This window comes from Bacillus sp. FSL R12-0074 (assembly GCF_038005725.1).
GTDB classification, from domain to species: Bacteria; Bacillota; Bacilli; order Bacillales; family Bacillaceae_G; genus Bacillus_A; species Bacillus_A mycoides.
In genome coordinates, this window is the sequence record NZ_JBBOTR010000001.1 from 2,868,541 (window position 1) to 2,891,582 (window position 23,042).

The window sequence follows — 23,042 nt, forward strand, 5'->3', positions numbered from 1 at the left end:
CCCCTTTTCATTTCCCTATAGAAAATCCTTCGAACATTCTTCCTCCGTATTGATCTAGCGTGTTTTCTACAAAAGTAATTAATTCATTTTTCTCCTCTGTTTTATAAAAATGATCAAAAGCCGCTACAAAATGTTCTGCATATTGCTCGTCATACCTTCTTAACACTCTAATAAACCATTTTGAATTTCCAAGCCATTGACCATTTACCCTTAAAACATATTCATGTACTAAATCAGCTAATAAATTGGCGATGAACAATTCTTCTTCTCTCTTTGTTGCACCAATGAAATCATCCAAGGTATCCGTAATAAAATAGCGTTTCTGCTTCATCGTTTCTTCTGACCATTTTTTTGGTCCTTTATTTAATAAATCATTCGCTTCTCTTTTAAGTGTCTCTACAATTTCATCTTTTCCTTTTAGCACAATTCCTTCCGAAACTAATTGAGGTAATGAAGGTCTCCCGCGCTCACAATCACTTTTAAAAAAGGTTTTATACGTTTCAAAATTATGTACGAATACTTCAACAGGCCAGCCATTACTATAGAAGGATTCTCTATAACAAGATGACAAACTTTGGTCGAATATTACTATATCAAGGTCAGATGTTTTCGTAGCCTCTCCTCTAGCCACACTTCCCCCTAGTAAAGCAACATCACAATTCGAAAATTGTGATGTAATTATGCTTTGTGCCGCTTCAAGTGGTCTCATAGCCTTTCTCCTTCTCTTATTTTACTTTCTTCTTTTCAGCTCTTTCTCGTGTCTTTTTAATATATGATTCTGCATTTGGTGTTTTGCATGACGTTTCACCGTGATCAACTTCCACTTTTCCAATTTCACGTGAAATTTCAATTGCTTGTTGCTCTAAAGATTCATTTCGAACCCCTATCGCAATTAAAGCCCTATTCATCGCTTCTCTTTTTCGATTTTTCCCATTATGTATCTGAACTTTAATCTCTTCTAAATACGGTAAGAAAAAGTCATCGTCTAACGCTTTATTTTTCATTGCGATATTCGCTAATAATGACCAACCAGCTCTTCCAATCCATTCATCATCAGACTTCGTCCATTCTTCCATTCTTTCTATCGCGATTGGCGACGTACATATAGCCGTCATAAGAACGTCCATTAAACAATAATAATCAACATCCTGAATCCATCTATTTAGTTGTTCTGATGTTAGTTTCTTCGGATCTAAAATCATCGTTGCTAAAGTCATTGCATCCATATTTTTCGTTTCCCATAATGAGATTGCTAAATCATGATCCTTTTTTATCTTCTTTTTCAACAATTTTAAATTTGCAAAACTAACTCCAAATAACGGCTCTTTTGCCCCATGATTTTTAAAGATTTTACGGTTTTGTTCTGTTCCATATTCTTCTAGTTGCTGCATTACTTCTTCAAGTAACATATGTCCACCTCTTTTATATATTTTGTTGCCTTCACATATGTTTGTACAATATATTCTACATTATTTTTTGGTTTTCCTATATTTATTTTTTAAATACGGTATGTGAAATTTTTATTGATTTTCTTTAAAACAACAAACATCCTCTTCCTTATTTTTCACACGGTTGTTCATTCACACTCTGTATACAATACTCCACAAGCGCATTCAACGGATTTATTATGTTCTTTCCTATTATATTTTCTATCCTTGTAGTAGCGTCTACCATAGATAATTGTGCAACTGAAAGCATTTCGTTTCTATCTTTCATAATTTCATATAAATACTTTTCTAATTTAGCATCATGCTCTTCTTTACGCCCTTGCATAATTAACTCAAATATCCCTTCTATCACTTCTACTTTTACTTGTATGGATTTATTATTCTGCTGAGCGTATAGTCTTAAACGTTCCATCGTTCCTGAAACAGTACGGTTATTTGTAAATAGTATTGTCTGTGGCTCTTCAACCTGACAAATCATTTCAAAGAATGGCTCATCAATTTTCAATATAGGTATGTCTATTTTGAAATTCTCATCTAATAACGTGATATAATCTGTACAAGTTATTAAAAGTGTATCTACATCACTTTCAGCTATATACTTTATAATATCTTTTAAATTATTTCGTGCTTGTTCTTTTTTAAAATCGCAATCTTTTTTTAATATGCGTGATAAGATGGGATCTACAAAATGGAGTATTTCGATTCCAAAAGATTGCAACGCTCGGTCAATGTATTCAATATTTGAATGATGAGCATGTAAACAAGCTAATTTTTTCATACTTATCCTCCCTTTCTAAAACAAAAAACGTGAATGAACCATTTTACATGCAGTTCCATTCATTTAATTCTTGTTTCATTTTTTCAAACCTGCAAAACAGTGAAATCTTACATACTTTTTAACAAACTTTTTTGCGCTTGTAAAAAAGTTTTTTTGCATTTCCCCCTCTAAAATTGCTAATATAGTAGAGTAGAACTTTTATAGAGAGTAGGAAAATTATGCACAATGGAATTCGGATGACAACTTTAGTGAAAAGGGCTCTGTTGATTTGCGCTGGGGTATTATTTACATACGAAGCTGCTTACGGATCAACACATATCGCTCTAGCAAGTACAGAGGATGAAGCGAAATCTGTTCAACTTGTAAGTGAAATTCAAACGTCCCTTGCTCCGAAAGAAGCTCCAAAGCACTATAACGGGCAAGTTAGAAAAGTCGCTTACTTAACATTTGACGATGGTCCTGGAAAATACACAGCTGAGCTTTTAGATATGTTAAAAAGTGAAAATGCAAAAGCAACATTTTTCCTAATTGGTTCAAACGTGAAAGCTTTCCCTGATCTTGTAAAACGTGAAAATACTGAAGGCCACTACGTTGGGATGCACAGTATGACTCATAACTACAAGAAGCTTTACACAGAAGGTCATTACGTTGATGAAATGAAAGAAGACCAAGGCTTAATCGCTGGCGTTCTAGGAAAATCACCAGTATTAACTCGTCCAGCTTACGGCTCAATGCCAGGATTAAATGAAGCCCTTCGCAACAAAGTTGTAGAAAATGGTTTAAAAGTTTGGGACTGGACAATTGATTCATTAGACTGGAGATACAACAAAATGCCAGTTGACGCTGCTTCAGCTAAAATCGTAGAAAATGTTCTAGCTGGTGCTACAAATCCAACAGAAGTTATCCTTATGCACGATATTCATCCACAATCAGTTAAAGCAGTACCTGGAATTATTAAAGGACTGAAAGAAAGAGGATATGAATTAGAAGCCTACCATGAGAACGAACACTTCCCAGTAAACTTCTGGCATGATAATCGTATGTAATAAAAAGACTTGATTCCCTCTAGTAGGTTATCAAGTCTTTTTTTATCGTTTTTGGAATTTTCTTTGTTGCTCTTCAATAGAACGAATAATATTCTCCCTATCCACTTGAGTTATACCGATAGAAAATTCGTATTCTTCTTCCTTACACCATGTGGGGTTAAGTTCCAGCGATAAGCGAATAACAATGTTAAACTCCCCTGCTTTTCCCCCCATAAATTCAAACGCTAAATTTGGTTCTATGAAATCTAGTTCGTTATATGTAGGGTTTGGTAAAGATTCAAACCATTTTATCATGTACTGTAAATCGTATGTTTGTAAAAAAGGATCCATCGTTTCAAAAACTTTATTTTCTTCTGATAGTTTCGCTTTTACTCTTAACCAATTTCTATCACACTCGTCTTTTGCATCTGCATATTGGTAATTTACAACCTCTAAATGTAATGATATTTTTTCATTTTGAAAATTCATGCATAGACTCCTTTTATTTTACCCTATTTTGAAAATATACTTTTCTGTTTCAATATTGATCCTCAAGGAAAATCAAAAGATTTTACAAACAATCATAACACATTTTTTTCAAACCAATCCCTATTTCTTTTATTCAAATCCCCTCACTTTCTTACACTTTAATATTTAAATAAAAAGACTTGAATTCATAATTAGAATTCAAGTCTTTTTATGCTCTATTATTTAGAAAACATTCCCTAGCAATTTCGCAATTTCACTAATTAAAATACCAACAACAGCAAAGTCGGAATCACCGAATGTTGTATTTTCAAATCCTAATCCACCTAATATAGGTAGTAATATAGCTGGTAGGAATGAGATTAATAATCCATTTACAAAAGCTCCAAGTATTGCTCCTCGTCTTCCTCCAGTTGCATTTCCAAATACAGCAGCTGTTGCCCCTGTGAAGAAATGAGGGATTAATCCTGGCACTATTACACTTAATCCGATAAACGGAAGAATAAACATAGATAGTAATCCAGCAATAAAACTTGTTAAAAAGCCAATAATAACTGCATTTGGCGCGAATGGGAAGATTGTTGGACAATCTAATGCTGGTTTGGCATTTGGTACAAGTTTATCTGCTATCCCTTTAAATGCAGGGACAATTTCTGCAATCAACATACGGACACCAGCTAGAATAATATATACACCCGCAGCGAATGTAATTGCTTGCATGAATGAATACACGAGATAATTTTGTCCGTTACTTAATTCTGTTTCGATAAAGTTTTTTCCAGCAAATGGTGCAACAATAAAGAATAACACAGCCATTGTTAATGACATAGAAACTGATGTGTCACGTAAAAACCCTAATGACTTCGGTACTTTAATTTGTTCTGTAGATTTTTCCTTATTTCCAAATTTACTACCAACAAATCCTGCTGCTAAATACCCAACTGAACCGAAATGGCCAATTGCGATATCATCCATTCCCGTAATTTTTTTAACATACGGTTGAAGTAGAGCTGGAAAAATGACCATAAGTAATCCTAAAATAATAGACCCACTAATAACTAGTGAAGCGCCTTTCATCCCTGTAGTTGAAAATACAGCTGAAATTAAACATGCCATGAATAAGGTATGATGACCAGTTAAAAATACATATTTAAATCTTGTAAATCGTGCAATTAGTAAATTAGCAATCATCCCAAATACCATAATTAATGCCGTTTCTGTTCCTAAAGTTTGCTGTGCTATCGCAACAACAGCTTCGTTATTTGGAATAATCCCTTTAATATGAAATGCTTTATCAAATATTTTACCAAAAACATCTAAAGCCCCTATTAATATAGTGGCTCCGCCTCCTAAAACGACGAAGCCCATAATTGTTTTTAATGTTCCTGAAACTGTATCTGCAAAATTCTTTTTTTGCAATAGTAAACCACACATAGCAAACAATCCAACTAATATTGCAGGCTGTCCCAAAATATCTTTCATTATTAAATCAAACATAGCACTACTCCCCTTTCACCGTTTCTACATCAGGTGTTTTTGTAATGCTTCTTTAATTTCATTTAAATCTAGAATGTTTGTTAATCCAGCAACTGTGCGAGTACCATCTTCAAGGTTGCAAATGATATCTTTCGCACCTAAATATAGATCTGCTTGTTCTGATTTACTTGATGCTAAATCCGTATGAGAAACTTCAGCTTGCATACCAAGTTCAGTTAATATTTTCTTTACATTCATTTCTATAATAAAACTACTTCCTAATCCATTTCCACATACAACTAATACTTTTTTCATTTCAATCTCCCCTTTAATTAGAATATTTAGCTATCATTTCTAGCATTTTATCTTTTGAATTTGAATGCATTAACATTTCTATGTTCGTTGGTTCAGATAACATCTCACTTAATTGTGCCAATGCCTTCAAATGTGTCTCGTTATCTATAGCTGCTAATACAATAATTAAATTTACAGCATGCTCTTGTTTTTCTGAAAATAACACACCCTCTTTTAGTTGTAATAAACTCATCCCTAATTTTTTGACACCTGCTTCTGGACGAGCATGAGGTATAGCGATTTTAGGTGCAATTACAATATATGGGCCTAACTTCTTTACATTCGCAATCATTTCAGAAATATATTCTTCAGAAATATGTCCACTTTGTAATAAAGGTTCCGACGCAACACGAATTGCTTCCTCCCACGTCTCAACGTGATTCTCAAGCTCTATAAATTCTCTAGTTAATAGCTCGTTTAACATAGGCTTATATTTCTCCTCCTTATCAATATGTACCGGACCACTCATAAACTCTCTCAATTCATTTTTTAAAGATTTTTCATCTAAAATGTCTGTGTATTTTTGGATAATACCCATCATCATATCAACTGAATCATTTTGATTTTCGCCATATAAAGCTACATTGACTTTTCGTAGTAACGATGCTTTTTCGGAATCGGTCAAAATTGGATTTACCATAAAGATAGGAATTTTCCCCTTCTCCAGTTCAGTTGTAGTAATAATACAATCTACATCAAATGTATTTGATTCATATTCCCGCTTTGAAATGGCTTTTAAAATATCTACACTTGAAAACACTTGCTCTAATTGGTACTGCAACATACGTGATGTACCAATACCATTTGGACAAACAAGTAGCGCGGTTTTTCTTGGGCTGGGAACGATTCCCTCTTTCCTCATCCAAGCACCAAAGTGCATAGTAATATATGCCATTTCATCATCTGAAACTATTTTCCCAACATATTCTTCAAAATGATGAATTACTTTTTTTGTAAGAGTATATACTTCTTCATAATTTTGCTGGATTGTATAAAGTAATGGATTTTCTATTTCAATCCCGTACTTTACACGATAATATGCCGGTTTCATATGCAGATATAGGTCTGAAGCAAGTCCTTCAAAATCTTGAAATATAACACAAGCATAATGTTGAAAATCCTTTATCATATATCCGACCATTGAATGTATTCCATCAATCTCACTTTTTTCAAAGTCTTTTTGTTGAGCATTTACTTTTGCTCCTAACAAATGCGTCGTAATATAATAAATTTCATCTATTGGAAAATCCACGAAAAATACTCTTTCAAACTGTTTTGCAATATATTTTGCTGCTTCAAATTGTTTTGTTTCTCTTAGTACATCCTTTTCAGCATCTTCCATCTCAACACATTTTCCATTTACAATACGATTGCGGAATAAATACATGTAAACGCTTAAACTTTCAAGTACCTCATCTGTGTACTGAACCCCTAAAAGCTCTTCACAATTTGATAAAATATTTTTTATTATAAGAAGTTCCTCGTGATCTTTATTACCTTTTACATTTTTATTATCATTCGTAATATATTTCACATGCGATATTAAATATTCCCATCCATGCTTTGAAATTATTTGTGAAAGATTTAAGATTAATATATTTCGTTTTCCATGTTCATTCCCTATAATATTGTAGCCATGTTTACGATTAAAGTTTAATGCGAGCTTAAACTTCACTAACTCTGCTTTTATTTTTTTTAAGTCAGCAAGAGCAGTATTACGACTGACTTGCACAAGTTCTATTAAGTCTTCTAATAGAATCCTTTTCTCCATTGTTAGTATATAAAGAACCAGCAATATTTTTCGTTCATGTGGAGAATATTCATATTGGCTTGTTGTAAATCCATTTAACTTTTTTATCACTCTTTGCTTCGTTTCATTATCAAAACAGTAGCCTAAAGGGCGAATATATTCATATGAATTTAAATCCTCTGCAACTAACCAATCTTCTATTTTCTTCATATCATAATAAATTGTTCGCTTTGAAACTTGTATGACTTCCATTAATTGAGATACAGAAACATAGCTATCTGCTTGAATAATTTGCTGTAAAATACTTATACTTCGATTATCTAATATCATATATGATATACACCCTTTCTATACTTGTTCTTAAATAGAATTGCAAGTATAGATACTAACTTTGCAAAATTAGAGTTTGAAATCGCTTTCTATTAATATCTTATCTTGTATCTCTTCTAAAATTAAGTCCAAATTCTTGTTTATGCACAGTGCAATGATTGTACTTTCATTTAAAAATTTTACTATATACATGCGGCATATGAAATTATACAATACGATTTTTTATTTTAAAGACAATTTGTCAATCTAAGTGCGACAGTTCTTCCTGAAACCCTTCATGGGCAGTTTTCTGTATGAAGTAAGTGATGTGATAACTTCTACTTTATACGAAGCGATATGGGCTTTTTTCTTTAGGTGTCGCACTTAATAATACAATGTGTCGATACATAAAATATTTTTAACTCATTACCCTCTGTACATGAAATAAATTTGATTTGCAATATAATCTGAACTAAAGTGAAGTCCATTCCTTATCCACCACATGATAATACCTACCAATGAAGCTGTTTTAATATCAACCGCAACATAATCATCAGGCAGATCCTTTTTCGTATTCTCTCTTCTCGTTTCTATTAACTCTTTTAAAAATAAAAATAGTTGCTCCTCAAATTGATTCATTTTAAATAATATAAATAAATAATTTCGATGGATATATAAATAATCAAGTAATTGTGTTAGCTTTTGTTTTTCTGATAAATCTTTTGCATGTATTAAATCAGCTATTTTATTTGAAAGTTCATTTGAAATCTCATTCGTGATTTGGTCTAGTAAATCTTGAATATCTTGATAATGTAAGTAAAAGGTTGTTCGGTTTAATCCTGCTTTTGTTGCGACTTTCTGAACCGTTAAACTTGAAATACTAGGATTCTCACATAGGAGAGAAAAAACAGAATTTTTAAACATTTCTCTTGAACGAACTGTACGAGGATCTTCTTTTTTAGGTGTAGACATTTTGAAACTCCTTTATAGATTTTCTCTTTACTTACTCGACAGTGCATACCTTCTATGTCGAGTAGTGAACATTTTCAACAAAACTGTTCATGGTCAAAGAAAATTTATTTTGTTACCATTAATTTTATCGACACAATGTCGATAAATCAAGACGACAATGAAGGAGTTTACCAATGCAAAAGGAAATATCAGAAAGAAATAAAAAAATTATATTAATTGTGCTCATTTCCGGTTGTTTTTTATCAACATTAAATCAGACGCTATTAAATGTAGCGATGAGTAATTTAATGGGAGTATTTGATGTTACAGCTGCAACAGTGCAATGGCTATCGACAGGATTTATGCTCATAAATGGTGTTCTCGTGCCAATTACTGCATTTTTAATGAAACGATTTACAACTAGGCAGCTATTTATTAGCTCAATGCTCTCTTTGTTTATTGGGACTGTTCTTTGTGCATGCGCCATGAATTTTGGCATTTTGTTAACAGGAAGAATGATTCAAGCAGTTGGAGCAGGAATTATTATGCCACTAATGATGACAGTTATTTTATATTTATACCCTAGTGAAAAACGTGGAAGTATTATGGGAACCATCGGTTTCGCCATAATTTTTGCGCCAGCCATCGCTCCAACATTATCTGGCTTTATTATTGAATATGTATCATGGAGATGGTTATTTATTGGATTCGCTCCATTTGTATTAATCGTTATTATTCTCGCGCTAAAATATTTAATGAATGTTGCTGAGACAACAAAAGCAAAATTAGATATCGTAAGTGTCATTTTATCAACGATTGGCTTTGGTTGTATTATATTCGGATTTAGTAGTGCAGGAAGTAAAGGATGGGATCATCCAGTTGTTATTACTACAATTATCATCGGAATAATTGTTACAACTCTATTCTGTTTACGTCAAATAAAGTCTAGCGATCCACTATTAAATTTATCCGTATTTAAGTATAAAATTTTCACTCTTACATCAGTCATTAACGTACTCATTACGATGATTATGTATGCTGATTTAATTCTTTTACCGATTTACTTGCAAAACGGACGAGGTTTTACTGCTTTTGAATCAGGTTTACTTCTATTACCTGGAGCTGTAATTAATGCATTCTTATCACCTATCACGGGTAAAATGTTTGATAAATATGGGGCAAAACCACTCTTTATTATAGGTTTAATATGTATCATTATATCGATGTGGGGTGTAATTGATTTGACCGAATCCACCACTTATATGTATTTAATGGTTCGTACCATTATTCTACGCATTGGACTAAGTTTCATTTCGATGCCTTTAAATACAGCAGGTTTAAACGCTTTACCAAGAGAACTGGGTTCACATGGTTCCGCAGTGAATAATACCGTACGTCAATTAGCAGGTGCTATAGGAACAGCAGTCATTATCACTGTGTATACAATTCAATCCACTTCACATACTTCACAATTATCTAGTGAGAACGGAAGCATATCAGCTATGCAAGTAACGAAATTAGCTTCTATCTTCAGCTCAAGTGATGCCTACGTATTTATGTTAGTCTTATCCTTTGTAGCTTTGATTATTGCATGTTTTATGCCTAAAAAAGTAGCACTCCAAAAATCCGAAAGTAAATCTTAAAACAAAAAATCCTACTCGTTTTCTATACGAGTAGGATTTTTTATTATTTATTTCGTTTCCCCGTCTTCAGTCGTCTTCACCTTCGTTTTATCTTTATCACGATTGTTATAGTTATATTTAGAAGGTTCTACCGGTGTAAATCCTTCTGGTGTGTAGAATCGTAATAAGTCACCGTTAACAACTTGGTCGGAGTATTTTAGTGATTTTTGAACCATTTGCTCATTTTGTTTTATTTCATCTGTAAATTCTACAGGTTTCCCAGTCGCTGTATCATAGTATTTGCCGTTAAGTGCAGTAACTGTTGGGCTTACGTAGTTACCGTTACGGAACGGAACGACTTGTTTATGCTCTGGTGATAATAAATCTGATCCGAATTGGACATAATTTTTCGTATCTGTACCTAGTAAGTGTAATAACGTTGGAAGAACGTCAATTTCTCCGCCGTATTGATGTTGTACGCCGCCTTCCATTCCTGGTACGCGAATGATTAATGGTACACGTTGTAATTGAGCATTTTCAAATGCGTTCATTTCTTTACCCATTATTTGAGACATTGCTGCACTATGATTATCTGAAATACCGTAATGATCACCGTACATAACGATAATTGAGTTATCGTATAGACCAGATTGTTTCAAGTAATCAATGAATCCTTTTACAGATTCATCTAAATAGCGCGCTGTTTGGAAGTACGTATCTACTGATGAATCACCTGTTTTAGCTGGTTCAATCGTTGCTTCCGCTTTATCAATCGGATAAGGGAAATGGTTCGATAACGTAATGAACTTCGTATAGAACGGTTGTTTCAACGTTTGTAATAACGGAATTGATTCATTAAAGAACGGTTTATCTTTTAAGCCATAGTTTACTACATCTTTTTCATTCATATCGTAGTATGACGCATCAAAGAATTTATTAAAACCAAATGATTTATAAATTTCATCACGGTTCCAGAATGTTTTGTAGTTACCGTGGAACACTGCTGATGTGTATCCTTGTTGACCTAAAATAGCTGGTGCTGATTGATACGTGTTATGAGCTTTATTTGTAAAAACAGATCCTTGTGGTAATCCAAACATTGAGTTCTCTAACATGAACTCCGCATCAGATGTTTTCCCCTGTCCTGTTTGATGGAAGAAGTTATCAAAGTATAACGTATTCGCATCTTTTGTAAATGAGTTTAAGAATGGTGTAACCTCTTGACCATTTAGCTTGTAGTTTAGTAAAAAGTTTTGGAATGACTCTAAATGAATATAAATTACGTTCATTCCTTTTCCTTTACCGAAATACTCAGGGTTTGGACTTGCATAAGTTGATGAAAGATAGTTTCTAACTTCTGTCATATTATCTCCATCCGCTAATGCTCGTTCTGTTGATGCTTTCGCACTTTGAATACCATCATAAATCGTAAAGTTGTACGCCCCTAAATATTTCACGATATAATTGCGGTCAAATGTTCTTGTTAACAATTCAGGACGGTCAGATTCTGCCAGACCTAAGTTAACGCTAAATAATAAAATACCTGCTACAAATACTAGAGATAATTTATGCTTCGCAACACGGATTGGTTTAGGATTTACAAATTTCGTTGCGACTAAAACAATTAAAATGATTGTATCTAAGAAATATAGTGGATCATATAAGTGTAGCAATGCAAAAATACTACCACCTAAATCTCCAAAGTTATTCGATTGTGTTAATGTCGGGAACGTAATAAAGTCGCTGAAAAAGCGATAATATACTACGTTTGCGTATAAAAGTATAGACATTAGCAAATTAATAATAATTAACCAAATGTAAGCTCGTTTCCCTTTTGCGAATAATGCGAGCCCTAAAAATAGAACTGCTGAGCTTAACGGGTTGAAAAACAGTAAGAACTTTTGGATTGTGTTCGATATCCCTAAATTAAATTCTGTCACATATGCGGCATATGTTTTTAACCAAAGTAAAATAACAGCAAATACGAAAAATCCAAAATGATTACTTAATACTCGTTTACTCTTCAATAAAAATTGTTGCATCTCTCCACCTCTTTTGATCATCCAAGGCTTATTTTATATAAGTCTCTCTCTATTCAATTTTTCTTCTTCAAATAGATTTTATTTGTTTAACTATATGAAGAATATTAGTAATTATAATTTGTAGCTTTTATTTATTCAACTATTTCTTTTTAAACATTTTGACCTTGGTTTCTATTTAACAAAATACATTTGTAACATTTCCTGTTTTCTCCCAAGGCTCATCCACTAATTATGACTCCACAAACTATAATCCTTTATTTCCTCATTTGCAAACTAACCTATCTCCAATTTTGGTACATTCATGTAAACTACCCAATTTCATAAAATAAAAAGTGTAGTTTGGGCAATTTGCTCAAACTACACTTTTTCGACTACCGTTTATCATCCTTTGTAGCTATTCCCTCTTCTTTTAACCAATTCTTTCAGTCCCATGAATATTACATTCCAACCATGCTCAGAGCCATCATGACACCCTTTTAAAGCTTTTTCAACATCATATTTTGTCCAATCTTCTTCATGAGCAACGATTATATTTTGTGAAAATATCATTTTAAATCCTTGTTGTTTCTCTTTTATTTCAACTGTGATTTTATCTAATAATTCACTAAACTGCGGCGTTTTTAATGTAAATACTAATTTTTTTTAGGACGATTCATTTCGATATATTCCCCAATTGCTCGATAATCTTTTCCGCCACGATGATCAATAATTTCCCAACTCCCTCCTACTTCAGGAGTATTTCCCGTTACTTTATCCGTCCCTTCCAATGTAAAAAACCATTTCTTCATCATTTCAGGGTTTATCCACGCTTCAAAAATTTCTTACCATCGCTAATGTTATTTTTGGATAATTATTCATTTTAATCCTCCCCCCACTTTATATTAAAACGAATATTTGTTTACTTAAAAAACCCCCGCTCTCATAAAAGAAAGCGAGGGTTTTAATCATTTATTATTGACCTTTGTACATTGCATCAACTTGTTTTTGAAGTTCTTGACTTTCTAAGAACTCATCATACGTTGCTACCTTATCAACTACACCGTTTGGCGTTACTTCGATAATACGGTTTGCAATTGTTTGTACGAACTGATGGTCATGAGAAGTGAATAGTAATGTTCCTTTAAATGTGATTAAACCGTTGTTTAATGCTGTAATAGACTCAAGGTCTAAATGGTTCGTCGGATCATCAAGTGTTAATACGTTTGCACCGCTTAACATCATTTTAGATAACATACAGCGAACTTTTTCTCCTCCAGATAAAACAGAAACGTTTTTCTTTACTTCTTCACCAGAGAATAGCATACGGCCTAAGAAACCACGTAAGAAACTTTCTGACTCATCTTGTGGAGAGAACTGACGTAACCAATCAATTAAAGTGTAATCACTGTTCTCGAAGTACTCAGAGTTATCTCTTGGGAAATGAGCTTGAGATGTTGTTACACCCCATTTGAATGAACCGCTATCTGGCTCCATTTCACCCATAAGAATTTTAAATAATGTTGTCATCGCAATATCGTTACGTCCGATAAATGCAACTTTATCACCTTTATTTAAAGTGAAGTTCACATTATCTAATATTTTTTCGCCATCAATCGTTTTCGAAATACCTTCAACTGTTAATAGGTCATTTCCTACTTCACGTTCTGGTGTGAAACCAACGAACGGATAACGACGTGATGATGGTCTAATATCATCTAATGTAATTTTATCTAACAATTTTTTACGAGAAGTTGCCTGTTTCGCTTTAGATGCATTTGAGCTAAAGCGTGCAATAAAGTTTTGTAACTCTTTTACTTTTTCTTCTTTTTTCTTGTTAGAATCTTGCGTTAGTTTTAATGCTAATTGGCTTGATTCGTACCAGAAGTCATAGTTACCAACGTATAATTGAATTTTACCGAAATCAAGGTCAGCCATGTGCGTACATACTTTATTTAAGAAGTGACGGTCATGGGATACAACGATAACTGTATTTTCAAAGTTCATTAAGAAGTTTTCTAACCATTGAATCGCTTTTAAGTCCAAATGGTTGGTAGGCTCATCTAGTAATAGAATGTCAGGTTGACCGAATAAAGCTTGAGCAAGTAATACTTTTACTTTCTCTGCCCCTGTTAATTCAGACATCTTTTTATCATGAATATCTTCACCAATACCTAATCCTTTTAGAAGGATTGCAGCTTCTGACTCAGCTTCCCAACCGTTTAGCTCAGCGAACTCACCTTCAAGTTCTGCAGCACGCATGCCATCTTCATCACTAAAGTCTTCTTTCATGTAAATTGCATTTTTCTCTTGCATTACTTTATAAAGACGTGTGTGACCCATCATTACTGTTTCTAGTGCAGGGAACTCTTCATATTCGAAGTGATTCTGTTTTAATACTGCTAGACGCTCACCTGGCGTAATATGTATGTCACCTGTTGATTGGTCAATTTCTCCAGATAAAATCTTTAGAAATGTTGATTTACCAGCACCGTTTGCTCCAATTAAACCGTAGCAATTACCTGGCGTGAATTTTATGTTAACATCTTCAAATAATTTGCGATCTGCGAAACGCAAACTAACGTTACTTACTGTAATCATTTGTGTCCTCCTACTAATACCGCTTATTTCAGCGTTTTCTCACCGATTGTCTTAAAAAATCGCATATTACGACTCAATTATTGTAGACTATAGCTATTATATAGTAGAAGCTGGATGAATAGCAACGGTTGATTAGCTTTCTACAACGAAATCGAATAGTTTTTATCCATTCCCCTAGCTATTTTTTGTATATCATCGACCTCTTTCTAATATCCCTATTCGCTTCTCATTCTGTAATACATTGAATCATTTTTTCATTTCATATTTTATATACAAAAAACCTGTAGAGAAAACATTCCCTACAGGTTTTTCTTATTTCGTATTTATTATTTTCTCTTTATAACTCTTCAATTTACTCGTCAATCCTATTAAAGCAGGTAACAATATCGGCATTACAATTAAAGCTAATAGTAAAAGAGCAACGCCAACAACGGATGCTACTTGTATAAGTGTCAATACTCCTGAAGGAATTAACGCTGCAAATGTCCCTCCTAAAATAAGTGCCGCTGATAATACGACTCCTCCTATGTGACGAGATGCATTTACAATTTTCGTTACTGAATCCCCTTCTAGCTCATTGTATCGCATCATAACGAAGATGCTATAATCCACTCCTAAAGCGACAATCATAATGAAGCTAAAGAATGGAACATTCCAGCTTAATGACTCTACGTTTAATACATGTGCACTAATTTGTTCACTTATACCAAGTGATGCAAAGTACGCTAAAATTAGCGACCCAATAATAAAGATTGAGTTTAAGAATGAGCGTGTAATCACGATTAATACAAGCGAAATCCCTAATAACATAATCGTAGCAGTACGTAGGAAATCTTGCCCGGTTACTTCTTTTAAATCAACGTTTCTAGCTGTTGTCCCGCCAATTGCTTTTTTCGCATCATTTAGTTCTGTTCCCTTTAACGTACCATCTATCGTTTTATTAATTTCTTGAATGATAGGCATCGCTTCTTTTGAATACGGGTTTACGTCTAAAATAATTGTCATTTTAGCAGTTTTTCTATCATGTGACATGTACGTATTCAATGCTTTTTGGAAATCTTCTCCTTCTAAAACTTCTTTCGGAATATAAAATTTCTCAGAGCTTTTCGACTCATTTAGCTCTCCTAAATATTTTTGAGCATCCCCTAGGCCATTACTTACTTTTCCAAGCCCTTCTGTACTTTTAGATAAGCCTGATTGTAATTGCCCCATCTTTTCTTGCAAATCTTTCAGTCCAGTTAATAACTGTCCTTGTCCATCGTTTATTTTCGTTAATCCAGATTGTAAGTCAGCCGATTTGTTCGAAATTTGTTTTGAACCTGTAGCTCCTTCGTTCAATCCATTTTTCAGTTCAGCAGCTCCTTTTTGTAGTTGCGTTACTCCATTGTTCATTTCCTTTAAACCATTATCTACTTTTAATAATGATTGATTTGCTTCTTTAAATGAACTCATCGCTGCTTTGTGCTGCGTTGCTAATTGATTTAATTCGTTGGAAAGCCCACTCAATTGCTTCTGAGCCTCTTTTGCAATTCCTAATGTTTGCTGCACATTAGGATCATTTGCTAATTCTGGTTTTGTTTGAATGAAATTGTTCATTAGCGTTTCAATTTGTTCATATCCTTTTTTCGCACCATCAATCGCTTGAGAAATACTTCCGAAATATTGATCATACGAACTTAAACCTTTTTCTAACTGAGCATAACCAGCATGAAGCTGCGAAGTTGCATTTGACAGGGCATTGATATTTCCGTTTAATGATGCTAGCCCATCCTCTATTTGCTTCGCTCCTTGTGCTCCATTGTTTATTCCATTCGATAATTGATTTAAAGCTGTCCCTAATGCTGATACGCCATTTTTCGCTTCATTTGTTCCATCAATTAACTTTTGAACATTTGCAAGACTATTTGAGTCATTACTACCCATTTTATCTTTCGCATCAGTTAATCCTTCATTAATTTCTTTTATTCCACCATTTGCATCTCCTAAGCCTGTATTCAATTCTCCGGCTTGTTTATTTATATATAATTCTTTAATCTTATCTCCAGTTGGACGCGTCGGTGAATATACTTCTGAGACTCCTTTAACTTTCGAGATTTTATCAGTAAGTTCATCTAAAGGTTGTAAAGAAGTCGCCTCATCTAACTTTTTATCCGATTGAATGACTAACGTACTTGGTGAAGAGAAACCAGGCGGAAAATGCTCTTCTATTACGTTAATCCCCATTTTTGATTCATATTTATTATCCACTTCAAATAAATCATTGTAATTAAGCGTGTTAGAATATTTTAATACGAATGGAATCGATATCACGAATACGATAATTAAAGCGATAAATGGTCTTGCTACTGAATTTTTCGCAAAGAATCCCCATAAACGACTATCCTCATGTCCTTTAAATGTTTTAACTGGATAAAACATTCCTTTTCCTAATAGCACCATGAAAAATGGATTTAAAGTAGTTAATACGAGTAGTAATACTGCAACACCAATTGCTACTGCTGAAGTAGATTGATATAATTTAAAACTCGCTAAAGCAAGAGTTGCAAAGCCAATTAGTACTGCTATCCCGCTATATAAAACGGTTTTACCTGCCGATTTAAACGTTTCTTTCGTAGCCAAAAATGCATTTTCTTGTTTACTTAATTCTTCTTTAAATCTTGTATATAATAAAATGTTATAGTCTGTTCCCACTCCAAACAGGACGACTACTACAAACACTTGCGTAAAGTTTGAAAACGGAAAATTAAATTGATCTACAAGATGGGCAATAATCCCCATTGAAATTAAATACGAAACACCAACTGTAAGAAGAGAAATAATTGGAACAACTGGTGAACGGAATACAATGATTAATACTACAAGAATGAAAATGATCGAAATAACTTCTGTCTTTTTCACGCCCTCTTGAGAGGATGTAAGAAAATCACCCGCTATTAAATCACTTCCTGTTAAGTACGTTTTAACTCCTTTCATTTGTACTTTTTTATGAAGATTATTTACAACTTTTGATATTTTACCATGTTTTTTATCTACCGATATTTGCGTTAAAATAGTCGTATTATCTTTAGAAACTAATTGTTTCTCCAGTTCTTTATTATCTAAATGTGAAACGACTTCCTTAATTCCTAATTGCTCTTTTTCATTTTGCAGGGCATTGATCGTTTTCGTTATTTCCTCTTTTTGCTCATTTGTTAAAGCCTTCTTACTTCCACTATTAAAGACAGTTATAATTTCATACTTTTCAGCCCCTTCTTTATCCATCTCCTTTATCATCTTGTCAGCAATACTGCTTTGTTCTGTATTAGGAATCGTGATTTGCCCTTTTTCCTTCACTAACTGATCCATATTAGGCATCGTTACGATCATTGCAATAGTAATAACTATCCATAATAGAAAAGATAAACTTCTCCAACTTTTTAGCTTTCTCATTTGAATCATCTCCTGTTATTAGAGTTTCATGGTGCATAGAGAATGAATATTCATTCCCTGTTTTTGAAAATATCATTTAGGAATGAACGTTCATTCCTATTATCCTATTAAATTATTTTTCAATTCTATCAAATCACTACCCACGGAATGAATATTCATTCCTTAAATTGTGCAGTTATATCAACTCCTGTAATCGTTTTTTATATTTGTTTAGGAATGAATGTTCATTCCTGTCCTTATAAAGCTATAGAATCAAATGATTCTAATAGCATTCCAAGAGCTTTCTTCCAATTCTTTTACTAATTCTTTTGAGTATTCTAACTGCCCTGTCGCCATTACTTTTATTAATTTTTCAAGTGGTTGATATACAATAATAATTAAAGCAATTATAGGCAATGGACGAAGAAAACCTTTTTCGATTCCATCTTCAATAATATTCATAAAGAAGCCTATAAAATCATCAAATATTTTCTTACTCTGTTCATCAAGAAAATAACTATCACAGTGAGAATTTGTAAAAAGAAAAGCATTCACATTGTTTCTCGCAAATTCAAATAAACGGTTATACGTATGACTAAACTGTTCACGAATATTTGCTTCAACAGGAAAATCAGTTTTTATTGTTTCAGATAGCTGTAGCATACTTTTGGTAAATAATGAGTTAACGAGTGCCTCTTTATTTTCAAAATAGCGATAAATAGTACCCGCGCCAACTTTTGCTTTTTCAGCGATCATCGGAATTGTCGTACCATCGTAACCACGCTCTGCGAATAATTGTATAGCCGCTTCAAAAATGTCTTCTTGTTTATTTTTAGCCATTTTTCTCACCTCAATTTCCAGGAATGAAAATTCATTCCGTTTTTAATTATAAATTACATGAATTAAAAGTCAAGTGTGTAAATACGCTATTGAAACATTTATCAAATAACACACTCAATTAAGATATTAATACATTTTTTGCGTTATCCCATCAAAAAATTTCTTTGTATCATCATGACTTAAAACCCTCAATACATCTTGTATCTTAAAAAATTGAACTTGACTTATTTCATTATCTTTTGGATGTAAATCTATTCTGTCACCTATATATTCTACATAAAACATAGTAGTTTCTTGCTCTTCATATCCAATTTTCATTTTGAGTTCTTCAGGAAAGCCAAAGCAAATTTTATCTTCAAATTGTTTTATAACTTTAAACTTTGTAGATCCAGTTTCTTCTTCCAGCTCTCTCAAAATAGCACTCTCTAAATCATTATCTGTATGTTTCACTCCACCTTTAGGAAAATCCCATTCCCCCTTTGACATAGCATATTCTCCATCTATGTCGCTAATTTTCACCTTATGTACCAATAAAAATTCACTGTGTTGGAATACGACCGCACCTACGGCTTGCCTAATCATTTTACTTTTCCTCCTAAAACAATGATTTCACTCTATTAAATAGAAAAGTACTATAATAAAAAGTTTATCATTATAGTACTTTGTTACTCATACATAGCACATGACATTAATTAAAAGAAATCATAAATAAACGGCTTACGCACCGGCACTACATTCTCAAATGCACGTATCTCCTCTTCGCTACCGCTTATTAAGTCTATTTCATTTAATTCTAGCGGTCGCTTGTAACCAAACATAATAGTAGATAACGCATTAATATCGATTTGAATTCCATTTTCTTTTGCTGTTTCTTCTTTAACGATTGTTATTTCATTATTTTTAAGTTGAACCGTTACGTTATTCCACGGTGCAAATGAATCTGTAATATGTAAAATTACTTCTTGCTCTTCGTTGTTCCAGTTCCATTCATATTGTTTGAAAAACTGTTCTACATCTACAATTCTTCCCATGAAATATGGAGTTACTTCTGCTTTTACTCGTGGTTCTTGTAATGTGTAAAGAAGTGGTTCTGTCTCACTTAGTATCATTTCTAGATCTTTAATCATAGAATCATGTTGGCAGATGAAGTTCCAAAGACCAATTCTTGCTTCATTATGTAATGGGACAAATTCTTCTACTTTCATTTTAGAATTCTCTATTTTGTATAAAATGTAACCAGCCGCCGTTTTATTTTCATCATAGTAAACTGCCAATGTTAAATCATGGTACACCGCTTGTAGCCACCATTTACGTCCGCGAACTAACATACCAGAAAATCGTTCTGCAAATGTTTCATATAGATTCTCTACTTCTTCTGGATGATTATCTTTACTAAAACGTTTCACTGTACCATTCACTTGTTTTTTAATTATTAAATCGCTCTTTGTCATCTGACATACGATTCGATTCGCACAAAGTTCCCAGCCGTATTTACGATAAAATGAAACGGCAAATGGATGTAACATCGATACACTATATCCGTCTCTTTTCATAGTTTGCAGTGAATGCTGAAGTAACTCTTTTACATATCCACTTCTTCTATATTCCGGATACGTCGCTACCCCCGCAACGCCGCCCATTTTAAACTTTTCTTTTCCTATATAAATATGAAAAGGAATTAAGTGCAACTTTGCAGCTAACTCTTCTCCTTCCATAATACCGTATATTTGATGGCTTTCCTTCATTCGTGTAATTTGCTGCTCTACTCGTTCTTCATCTGCTTTATATTGAAAAGCATATTCTGATAAACGTAATGCTTCTCTAAACTTATCTTCTTTTAATTGTATAACGTTCATATATTTCTCCTCCATTCCTCGTTTGAATTATATCATAATTCAAACTATTATAGTTCGGTAAGTGAAATTACGAGGATGTTTCAACAAAAGATATCGATTTAGAAACAATCTAACATAAAGGCTCTTTTCAACTGCTTTCTATTGGCGGCATAAGAATATTAAAAGTCTTGCGTTCTCTTGGGTTTGCGAAGCTAAGAGGTACCATTGAAAGTGATGAAACTTATGACAACGGCAACATTACGGGCATAAAAAAAACCAGTTGATTGAGAGAAACTGGTTCAATAAAGGTTTTATATTGGATATTCATTCAACCAAATTAATGCTTGTTCATAATCATCGAAAAATTTTACGGATTCTTTTGTATTGGATTGTTGTAAATAATTCATTATCTCCCCTTCTTCAAGGAGAAACGCAATTGCCTTACTGTGATTCAAAATGGTTTCATTGAAGAACTTATCTTTCCATGCTTTTTGAACAGAAAAATGATCTGGCGTGTATCCTTTTCTATCCACCAACAATTTGTATTTCCGACCCTCGGAAATGAATTGCTGACAAACCTGCTCGAAGCCATTAAACCATTCATAAACATCAGCTGTATTAATCTTGCCAATTAGATGGGTAACAATTAAATCCCCTGAAACTGTTGTGCTGATATTCTGTTTACTCAACTTGGAATCATCTCCCTTAGTTACAATTATGCGTAAAAATCTCATAAAATCAATAAGGATAAAATTCTTACGCAATAAAGCAACATTATTTACGAAAAAAGCCAATATAAAAAAGCAGATACATTGCATATCTGCTTCTCATCACTTTATTTAGCTAACGTTTGTAGTTCTTCAAAAAATGTAGGATATGATACACCTACTGCTTCTGCATCTTCAATTGCTGTTTCTCCTTCAGCTATACAGCCGGCAATCGCAAGCATCATTCCAATGCGGTGATCACCGTGACTATGTACTGTAGTTCCTTTTAGCTTACATTTACCGTAAATAATCATTCCGTCGTCGGTCGCTTCAATACGAGCTCCTAGTTTCGTTAGTTCAGCAACGACTGTATCAATACGGTTCGTTTCTTTTACTTTTAATTCGTGTGCATCTTTAATGACTGTAATTCCTTCTGCTTGTGTTGCTGCTAAAGCGATTACTGGAATTTCATCGATTAATCTTGGGATTATATCTCCGCCAATTTCGATTCCTTTTAGTGAAGACGTTTCGATTGTAATGTTTGCAGCTGGTTCAGATGCCCCTTCGTTAATTGACTCTACAGTAAATGTAGCACCCATTTTCTCTAAAACATCTATAATACCTGTACGTGTTGGGTTCATTCCTATATTTTGTAATACTAGTTTACTATTTGGGATAATTGCACCTGCTACTAAGAAAAATGCCGCTGATGATACATCACCTGGCACTTGAACATCTGTTGCGGTTAACTTCTGTCCTCCTGCTAGTTTCACTGTTTTCCCCACGCGAGTTACTGTAACGCCAAACGCCTCAAGCATTCTTTCTGTATGATCGCGGGAAATATGAGGTTCTGTAACAGCTGTTACACCTTCTGCGCGAAGGCCTGCAAGTAAAATAGCTGATTTCACTTGCGCACTTGCTACCGGTGAAGTATATTCAATCGCCTTTAAATTCCCGCCTCGTATTGTGAGCGGCGTAAACGTTCCTTCTTTTCGGCCATCAATTTTTGCACCCATTTGCTTTAGTGGATTTGTTACACGTTGCATCGGTCTCTTCGCAATTGAAGCATCACCTTGCATGCAAGAAAAGAATGGTGTGTTTGCAAGTATTCCTGACATTAATCGAATCGTTGTACCAGAATTACCAACATCTAATACAGCTTTTGGCTCTTGTAAACCTTCTAATCCTGTTCCAATTACCGTAACTTCGTCTCTATTTTGTGTAATCTCTACTCCCATTTCTTTAAAACAAGAAATAGTACTTAAACAATCCGCACCAGGAAGAAATCCTTTAATTGTTGTTTTACCTTCCGCGATTGCGCCAAACATGACAGCGCGATGGGAAATTGATTTATCTCCAGGGATTGTAATTGTGCCATTCAATCCGTTATTTACAGTTTGTACTGTTTTTTCTTTCACGTTGTCACCCTCCTCA

Annotated in this window: 20 protein-coding genes; 2 read left to right on the forward strand and 18 right to left on the reverse strand. The window is 33.6% G+C overall.

Annotated elements, in window-relative coordinates; genetic code table 11:
- Positions 1-7: 7 nt before the first annotated feature.
- From NSS97_RS15050 to NSS97_RS15060, 3 genes are all read right to left on the reverse strand, one after another.
- Positions 8-709, reverse strand: a complete 702-nt coding sequence (locus NSS97_RS15050) for a nucleotidyltransferase domain-containing protein (protein WP_044438270.1) — start codon at positions 707-709, stop codon at positions 8-10.
- A gap of 16 nt (positions 710-725) precedes the next feature.
- On the reverse strand, positions 726-1,409 hold the full coding sequence (locus NSS97_RS15055; protein ID WP_044438269.1) for a DNA alkylation repair protein: 684 nt from the start codon (positions 1,407-1,409) through the stop codon (positions 726-728).
- Between the two features lie 148 nt (positions 1,410-1,557).
- Positions 1,558-2,226 (reverse strand): hypothetical protein, encoded by a 669-nt coding sequence (locus NSS97_RS15060; protein WP_341113134.1) that lies wholly within the window; start codon positions 2,224-2,226, stop codon positions 1,558-1,560.
- A gap of 218 nt (positions 2,227-2,444) precedes the next feature.
- On the opposite strand from NSS97_RS15060, the gene NSS97_RS15065 reads away from it, so the two are divergent.
- Complete coding sequence (locus NSS97_RS15065) at positions 2,445-3,272, forward strand: peptidoglycan-N-acetylglucosamine deacetylase (RefSeq protein ID WP_044438267.1); 828 nt, start codon at positions 2,445-2,447, stop codon at positions 3,270-3,272.
- Positions 3,273-3,314: 42 nt separating this feature from the next.
- Here NSS97_RS15065 and NSS97_RS15070 read toward each other — a convergent pair whose 3' ends face one another.
- The 5 genes from NSS97_RS15070 to NSS97_RS15090 all read right to left on the reverse strand — a co-directional run bounded on the left by NSS97_RS15070 (position 3,315) and on the right by NSS97_RS15090 (position 8,598).
- Positions 3,315-3,740, reverse strand: a complete 426-nt coding sequence (locus NSS97_RS15070) for a WapI family immunity protein (RefSeq protein ID WP_107886730.1) — start codon at positions 3,738-3,740, stop codon at positions 3,315-3,317.
- A 222-nt stretch (positions 3,741-3,962) separates the two neighbouring features.
- Positions 3,963-5,234, reverse strand: coding sequence for a PTS ascorbate transporter subunit IIC (locus NSS97_RS15075; RefSeq protein WP_341113138.1), 1,272 nt, complete (start codon positions 5,232-5,234; stop codon positions 3,963-3,965).
- Positions 5,235-5,258: 24 nt separating this feature from the next.
- Positions 5,259-5,528, reverse strand: coding sequence for a PTS sugar transporter subunit IIB (locus NSS97_RS15080; RefSeq protein WP_000757313.1), 270 nt, complete (start codon positions 5,526-5,528; stop codon positions 5,259-5,261).
- A 13-nt stretch (positions 5,529-5,541) separates the two neighbouring features.
- Entirely contained in the window at positions 5,542-7,647 is a 2,106-nt protein-coding gene (locus tag NSS97_RS15085) for a BglG family transcription antiterminator (protein ID WP_098635680.1), read from the reverse strand.
- Between the two features lie 405 nt (positions 7,648-8,052).
- Entirely contained in the window at positions 8,053-8,598 is a 546-nt protein-coding gene (locus NSS97_RS15090) for a TetR/AcrR family transcriptional regulator (RefSeq protein WP_341113141.1), read from the reverse strand.
- 173 nt (positions 8,599-8,771) lie between these two features.
- Here NSS97_RS15090 and NSS97_RS15095 point away from each other — a divergent pair, with 173 nt between their 5' ends.
- Entirely contained in the window at positions 8,772-10,220 is a 1,449-nt protein-coding gene (locus NSS97_RS15095; RefSeq protein ID WP_044438264.1) for a DHA2 family efflux MFS transporter permease subunit, read from the forward strand.
- Positions 10,221-10,267: 47 nt separating this feature from the next.
- On the opposite strand, the gene NSS97_RS15100 is transcribed toward NSS97_RS15095, so the two are convergent.
- From NSS97_RS15100 to aroA, 10 genes are all read right to left on the reverse strand, one after another.
- Positions 10,268-12,241 (reverse strand): LTA synthase family protein, encoded by a 1,974-nt coding sequence (locus NSS97_RS15100; RefSeq protein ID WP_002165580.1) that lies wholly within the window; start codon positions 12,239-12,241, stop codon positions 10,268-10,270.
- Between the two features lie 381 nt (positions 12,242-12,622).
- On the reverse strand, positions 12,623-12,790 hold the full coding sequence (locus NSS97_RS15105) for an ATPase (protein WP_341113145.1): 168 nt from the start codon (positions 12,788-12,790) through the stop codon (positions 12,623-12,625).
- An 83-nt stretch (positions 12,791-12,873) separates the two neighbouring features.
- Positions 12,874-13,032 carry a hypothetical protein gene (locus tag NSS97_RS15110; protein ID WP_002084908.1) on the reverse strand — a complete coding sequence of 53 codons (159 nt, stop codon included), beginning with the start codon at positions 13,030-13,032 and terminating at the stop codon, positions 12,874-12,876.
- A gap of 160 nt (positions 13,033-13,192) precedes the next feature.
- Complete coding sequence (locus tag NSS97_RS15115; protein WP_002032778.1) at positions 13,193-14,818, reverse strand: ABC-F family ATP-binding cassette domain-containing protein; 1,626 nt, start codon at positions 14,816-14,818, stop codon at positions 13,193-13,195.
- 312 nt (positions 14,819-15,130) lie between these two features.
- Positions 15,131-18,247, reverse strand: a complete 3,117-nt coding sequence (locus tag NSS97_RS15120) for an MMPL family transporter (RefSeq protein WP_341113149.1) — start codon at positions 18,245-18,247, stop codon at positions 15,131-15,133.
- A gap of 252 nt (positions 18,248-18,499) precedes the next feature.
- Positions 18,500-19,066: a TetR/AcrR family transcriptional regulator gene (locus NSS97_RS15125; RefSeq protein WP_002084903.1), complete on the reverse strand. Its 567-nt coding sequence runs from the start codon at positions 19,064-19,066 to the stop codon at positions 18,500-18,502.
- A 126-nt stretch (positions 19,067-19,192) separates the two neighbouring features.
- A complete protein-coding gene (locus NSS97_RS15130; protein WP_002127860.1) occupies positions 19,193-19,648 on the reverse strand; it encodes an NUDIX domain-containing protein in 456 nt (151 codons plus the stop codon).
- 110 nt (positions 19,649-19,758) lie between these two features.
- A complete protein-coding gene (locus NSS97_RS15135) occupies positions 19,759-20,922 on the reverse strand; it encodes a GNAT family N-acetyltransferase (protein WP_002131142.1) in 1,164 nt (387 codons plus the stop codon).
- Between the two features lie 290 nt (positions 20,923-21,212).
- Entirely contained in the window at positions 21,213-21,719 is a 507-nt protein-coding gene (locus NSS97_RS15140) for a SpoIIAA family protein (RefSeq protein ID WP_140152447.1), read from the reverse strand.
- 17 nt (positions 21,720-21,736) lie between these two features.
- Positions 21,737-23,026 (reverse strand): 3-phosphoshikimate 1-carboxyvinyltransferase, encoded by a 1,290-nt coding sequence (gene aroA, locus NSS97_RS15145; RefSeq protein WP_341113157.1) that lies wholly within the window; start codon positions 23,024-23,026, stop codon positions 21,737-21,739.
- Positions 23,027-23,042: the final 16 nt, after the last annotated feature.

Coding starts and splice junctions, on each gene's coding strand:
- NSS97_RS15050 (WP_044438270.1), bottom strand. CDS start 709: ATGAGACCACTTGAAGCGGCACAAAGCATAATTACATCACAATTTTCG.
- NSS97_RS15055 (WP_044438269.1), bottom strand. CDS start 1,409: ATGTTACTTGAAGAAGTAATGCAGCAACTAGAAGAATATGGAACAGAA.
- NSS97_RS15060 (WP_341113134.1), bottom strand. CDS start 2,226: ATGAAAAAATTAGCTTGTTTACATGCTCATCATTCAAATATTGAATAC.
- NSS97_RS15065 (WP_044438267.1), top strand. CDS start 2,445: ATGCACAATGGAATTCGGATGACAACTTTAGTGAAAAGGGCTCTGTTG.
- NSS97_RS15070 (WP_107886730.1), bottom strand. CDS start 3,740: ATGAATTTTCAAAATGAAAAAATATCATTACATTTAGAGGTTGTAAAT.
- NSS97_RS15075 (WP_341113138.1), bottom strand. CDS start 5,234: ATGTTTGATTTAATAATGAAAGATATTTTGGGACAGCCTGCAATATTA.
- NSS97_RS15080 (WP_000757313.1), bottom strand. CDS start 5,528: ATGAAAAAAGTATTAGTTGTATGTGGAAATGGATTAGGAAGTAGTTTT.
- NSS97_RS15085 (WP_098635680.1), bottom strand. CDS start 7,647: ATGATATTAGATAATCGAAGTATAAGTATTTTACAGCAAATTATTCAA.
- NSS97_RS15090 (WP_341113141.1), bottom strand. CDS start 8,598: ATGTCTACACCTAAAAAAGAAGATCCTCGTACAGTTCGTTCAAGAGAA.
- NSS97_RS15095 (WP_044438264.1), top strand. CDS start 8,772: ATGCAAAAGGAAATATCAGAAAGAAATAAAAAAATTATATTAATTGTG.
- NSS97_RS15100 (WP_002165580.1), bottom strand. CDS start 12,241: ATGCAACAATTTTTATTGAAGAGTAAACGAGTATTAAGTAATCATTTT.
- NSS97_RS15105 (WP_341113145.1), bottom strand. CDS start 12,790: ATGATATTTTCACAAAATATAATCGTTGCTCATGAAGAAGATTGGACA.
- NSS97_RS15110 (WP_002084908.1), bottom strand. CDS start 13,032: ATGATGAAGAAATGGTTTTTTACATTGGAAGGGACGGATAAAGTAACG.
- NSS97_RS15115 (WP_002032778.1), bottom strand. CDS start 14,818: ATGATTACAGTAAGTAACGTTAGTTTGCGTTTCGCAGATCGCAAATTA.
- NSS97_RS15120 (WP_341113149.1), bottom strand. CDS start 18,247: ATGAGAAAGCTAAAAAGTTGGAGAAGTTTATCTTTTCTATTATGGATA.
- NSS97_RS15125 (WP_002084903.1), bottom strand. CDS start 19,066: ATGGCTAAAAATAAACAAGAAGACATTTTTGAAGCGGCTATACAATTA.
- NSS97_RS15130 (WP_002127860.1), bottom strand. CDS start 19,648: ATGATTAGGCAAGCCGTAGGTGCGGTCGTATTCCAACACAGTGAATTT.
- NSS97_RS15135 (WP_002131142.1), bottom strand. CDS start 20,922: ATGAACGTTATACAATTAAAAGAAGATAAGTTTAGAGAAGCATTACGT.
- NSS97_RS15140 (WP_140152447.1), bottom strand. CDS start 21,719: ATGCAATGTATCTGCTTTTTTATATTGGCTTTTTTCGTAAATAATGTT.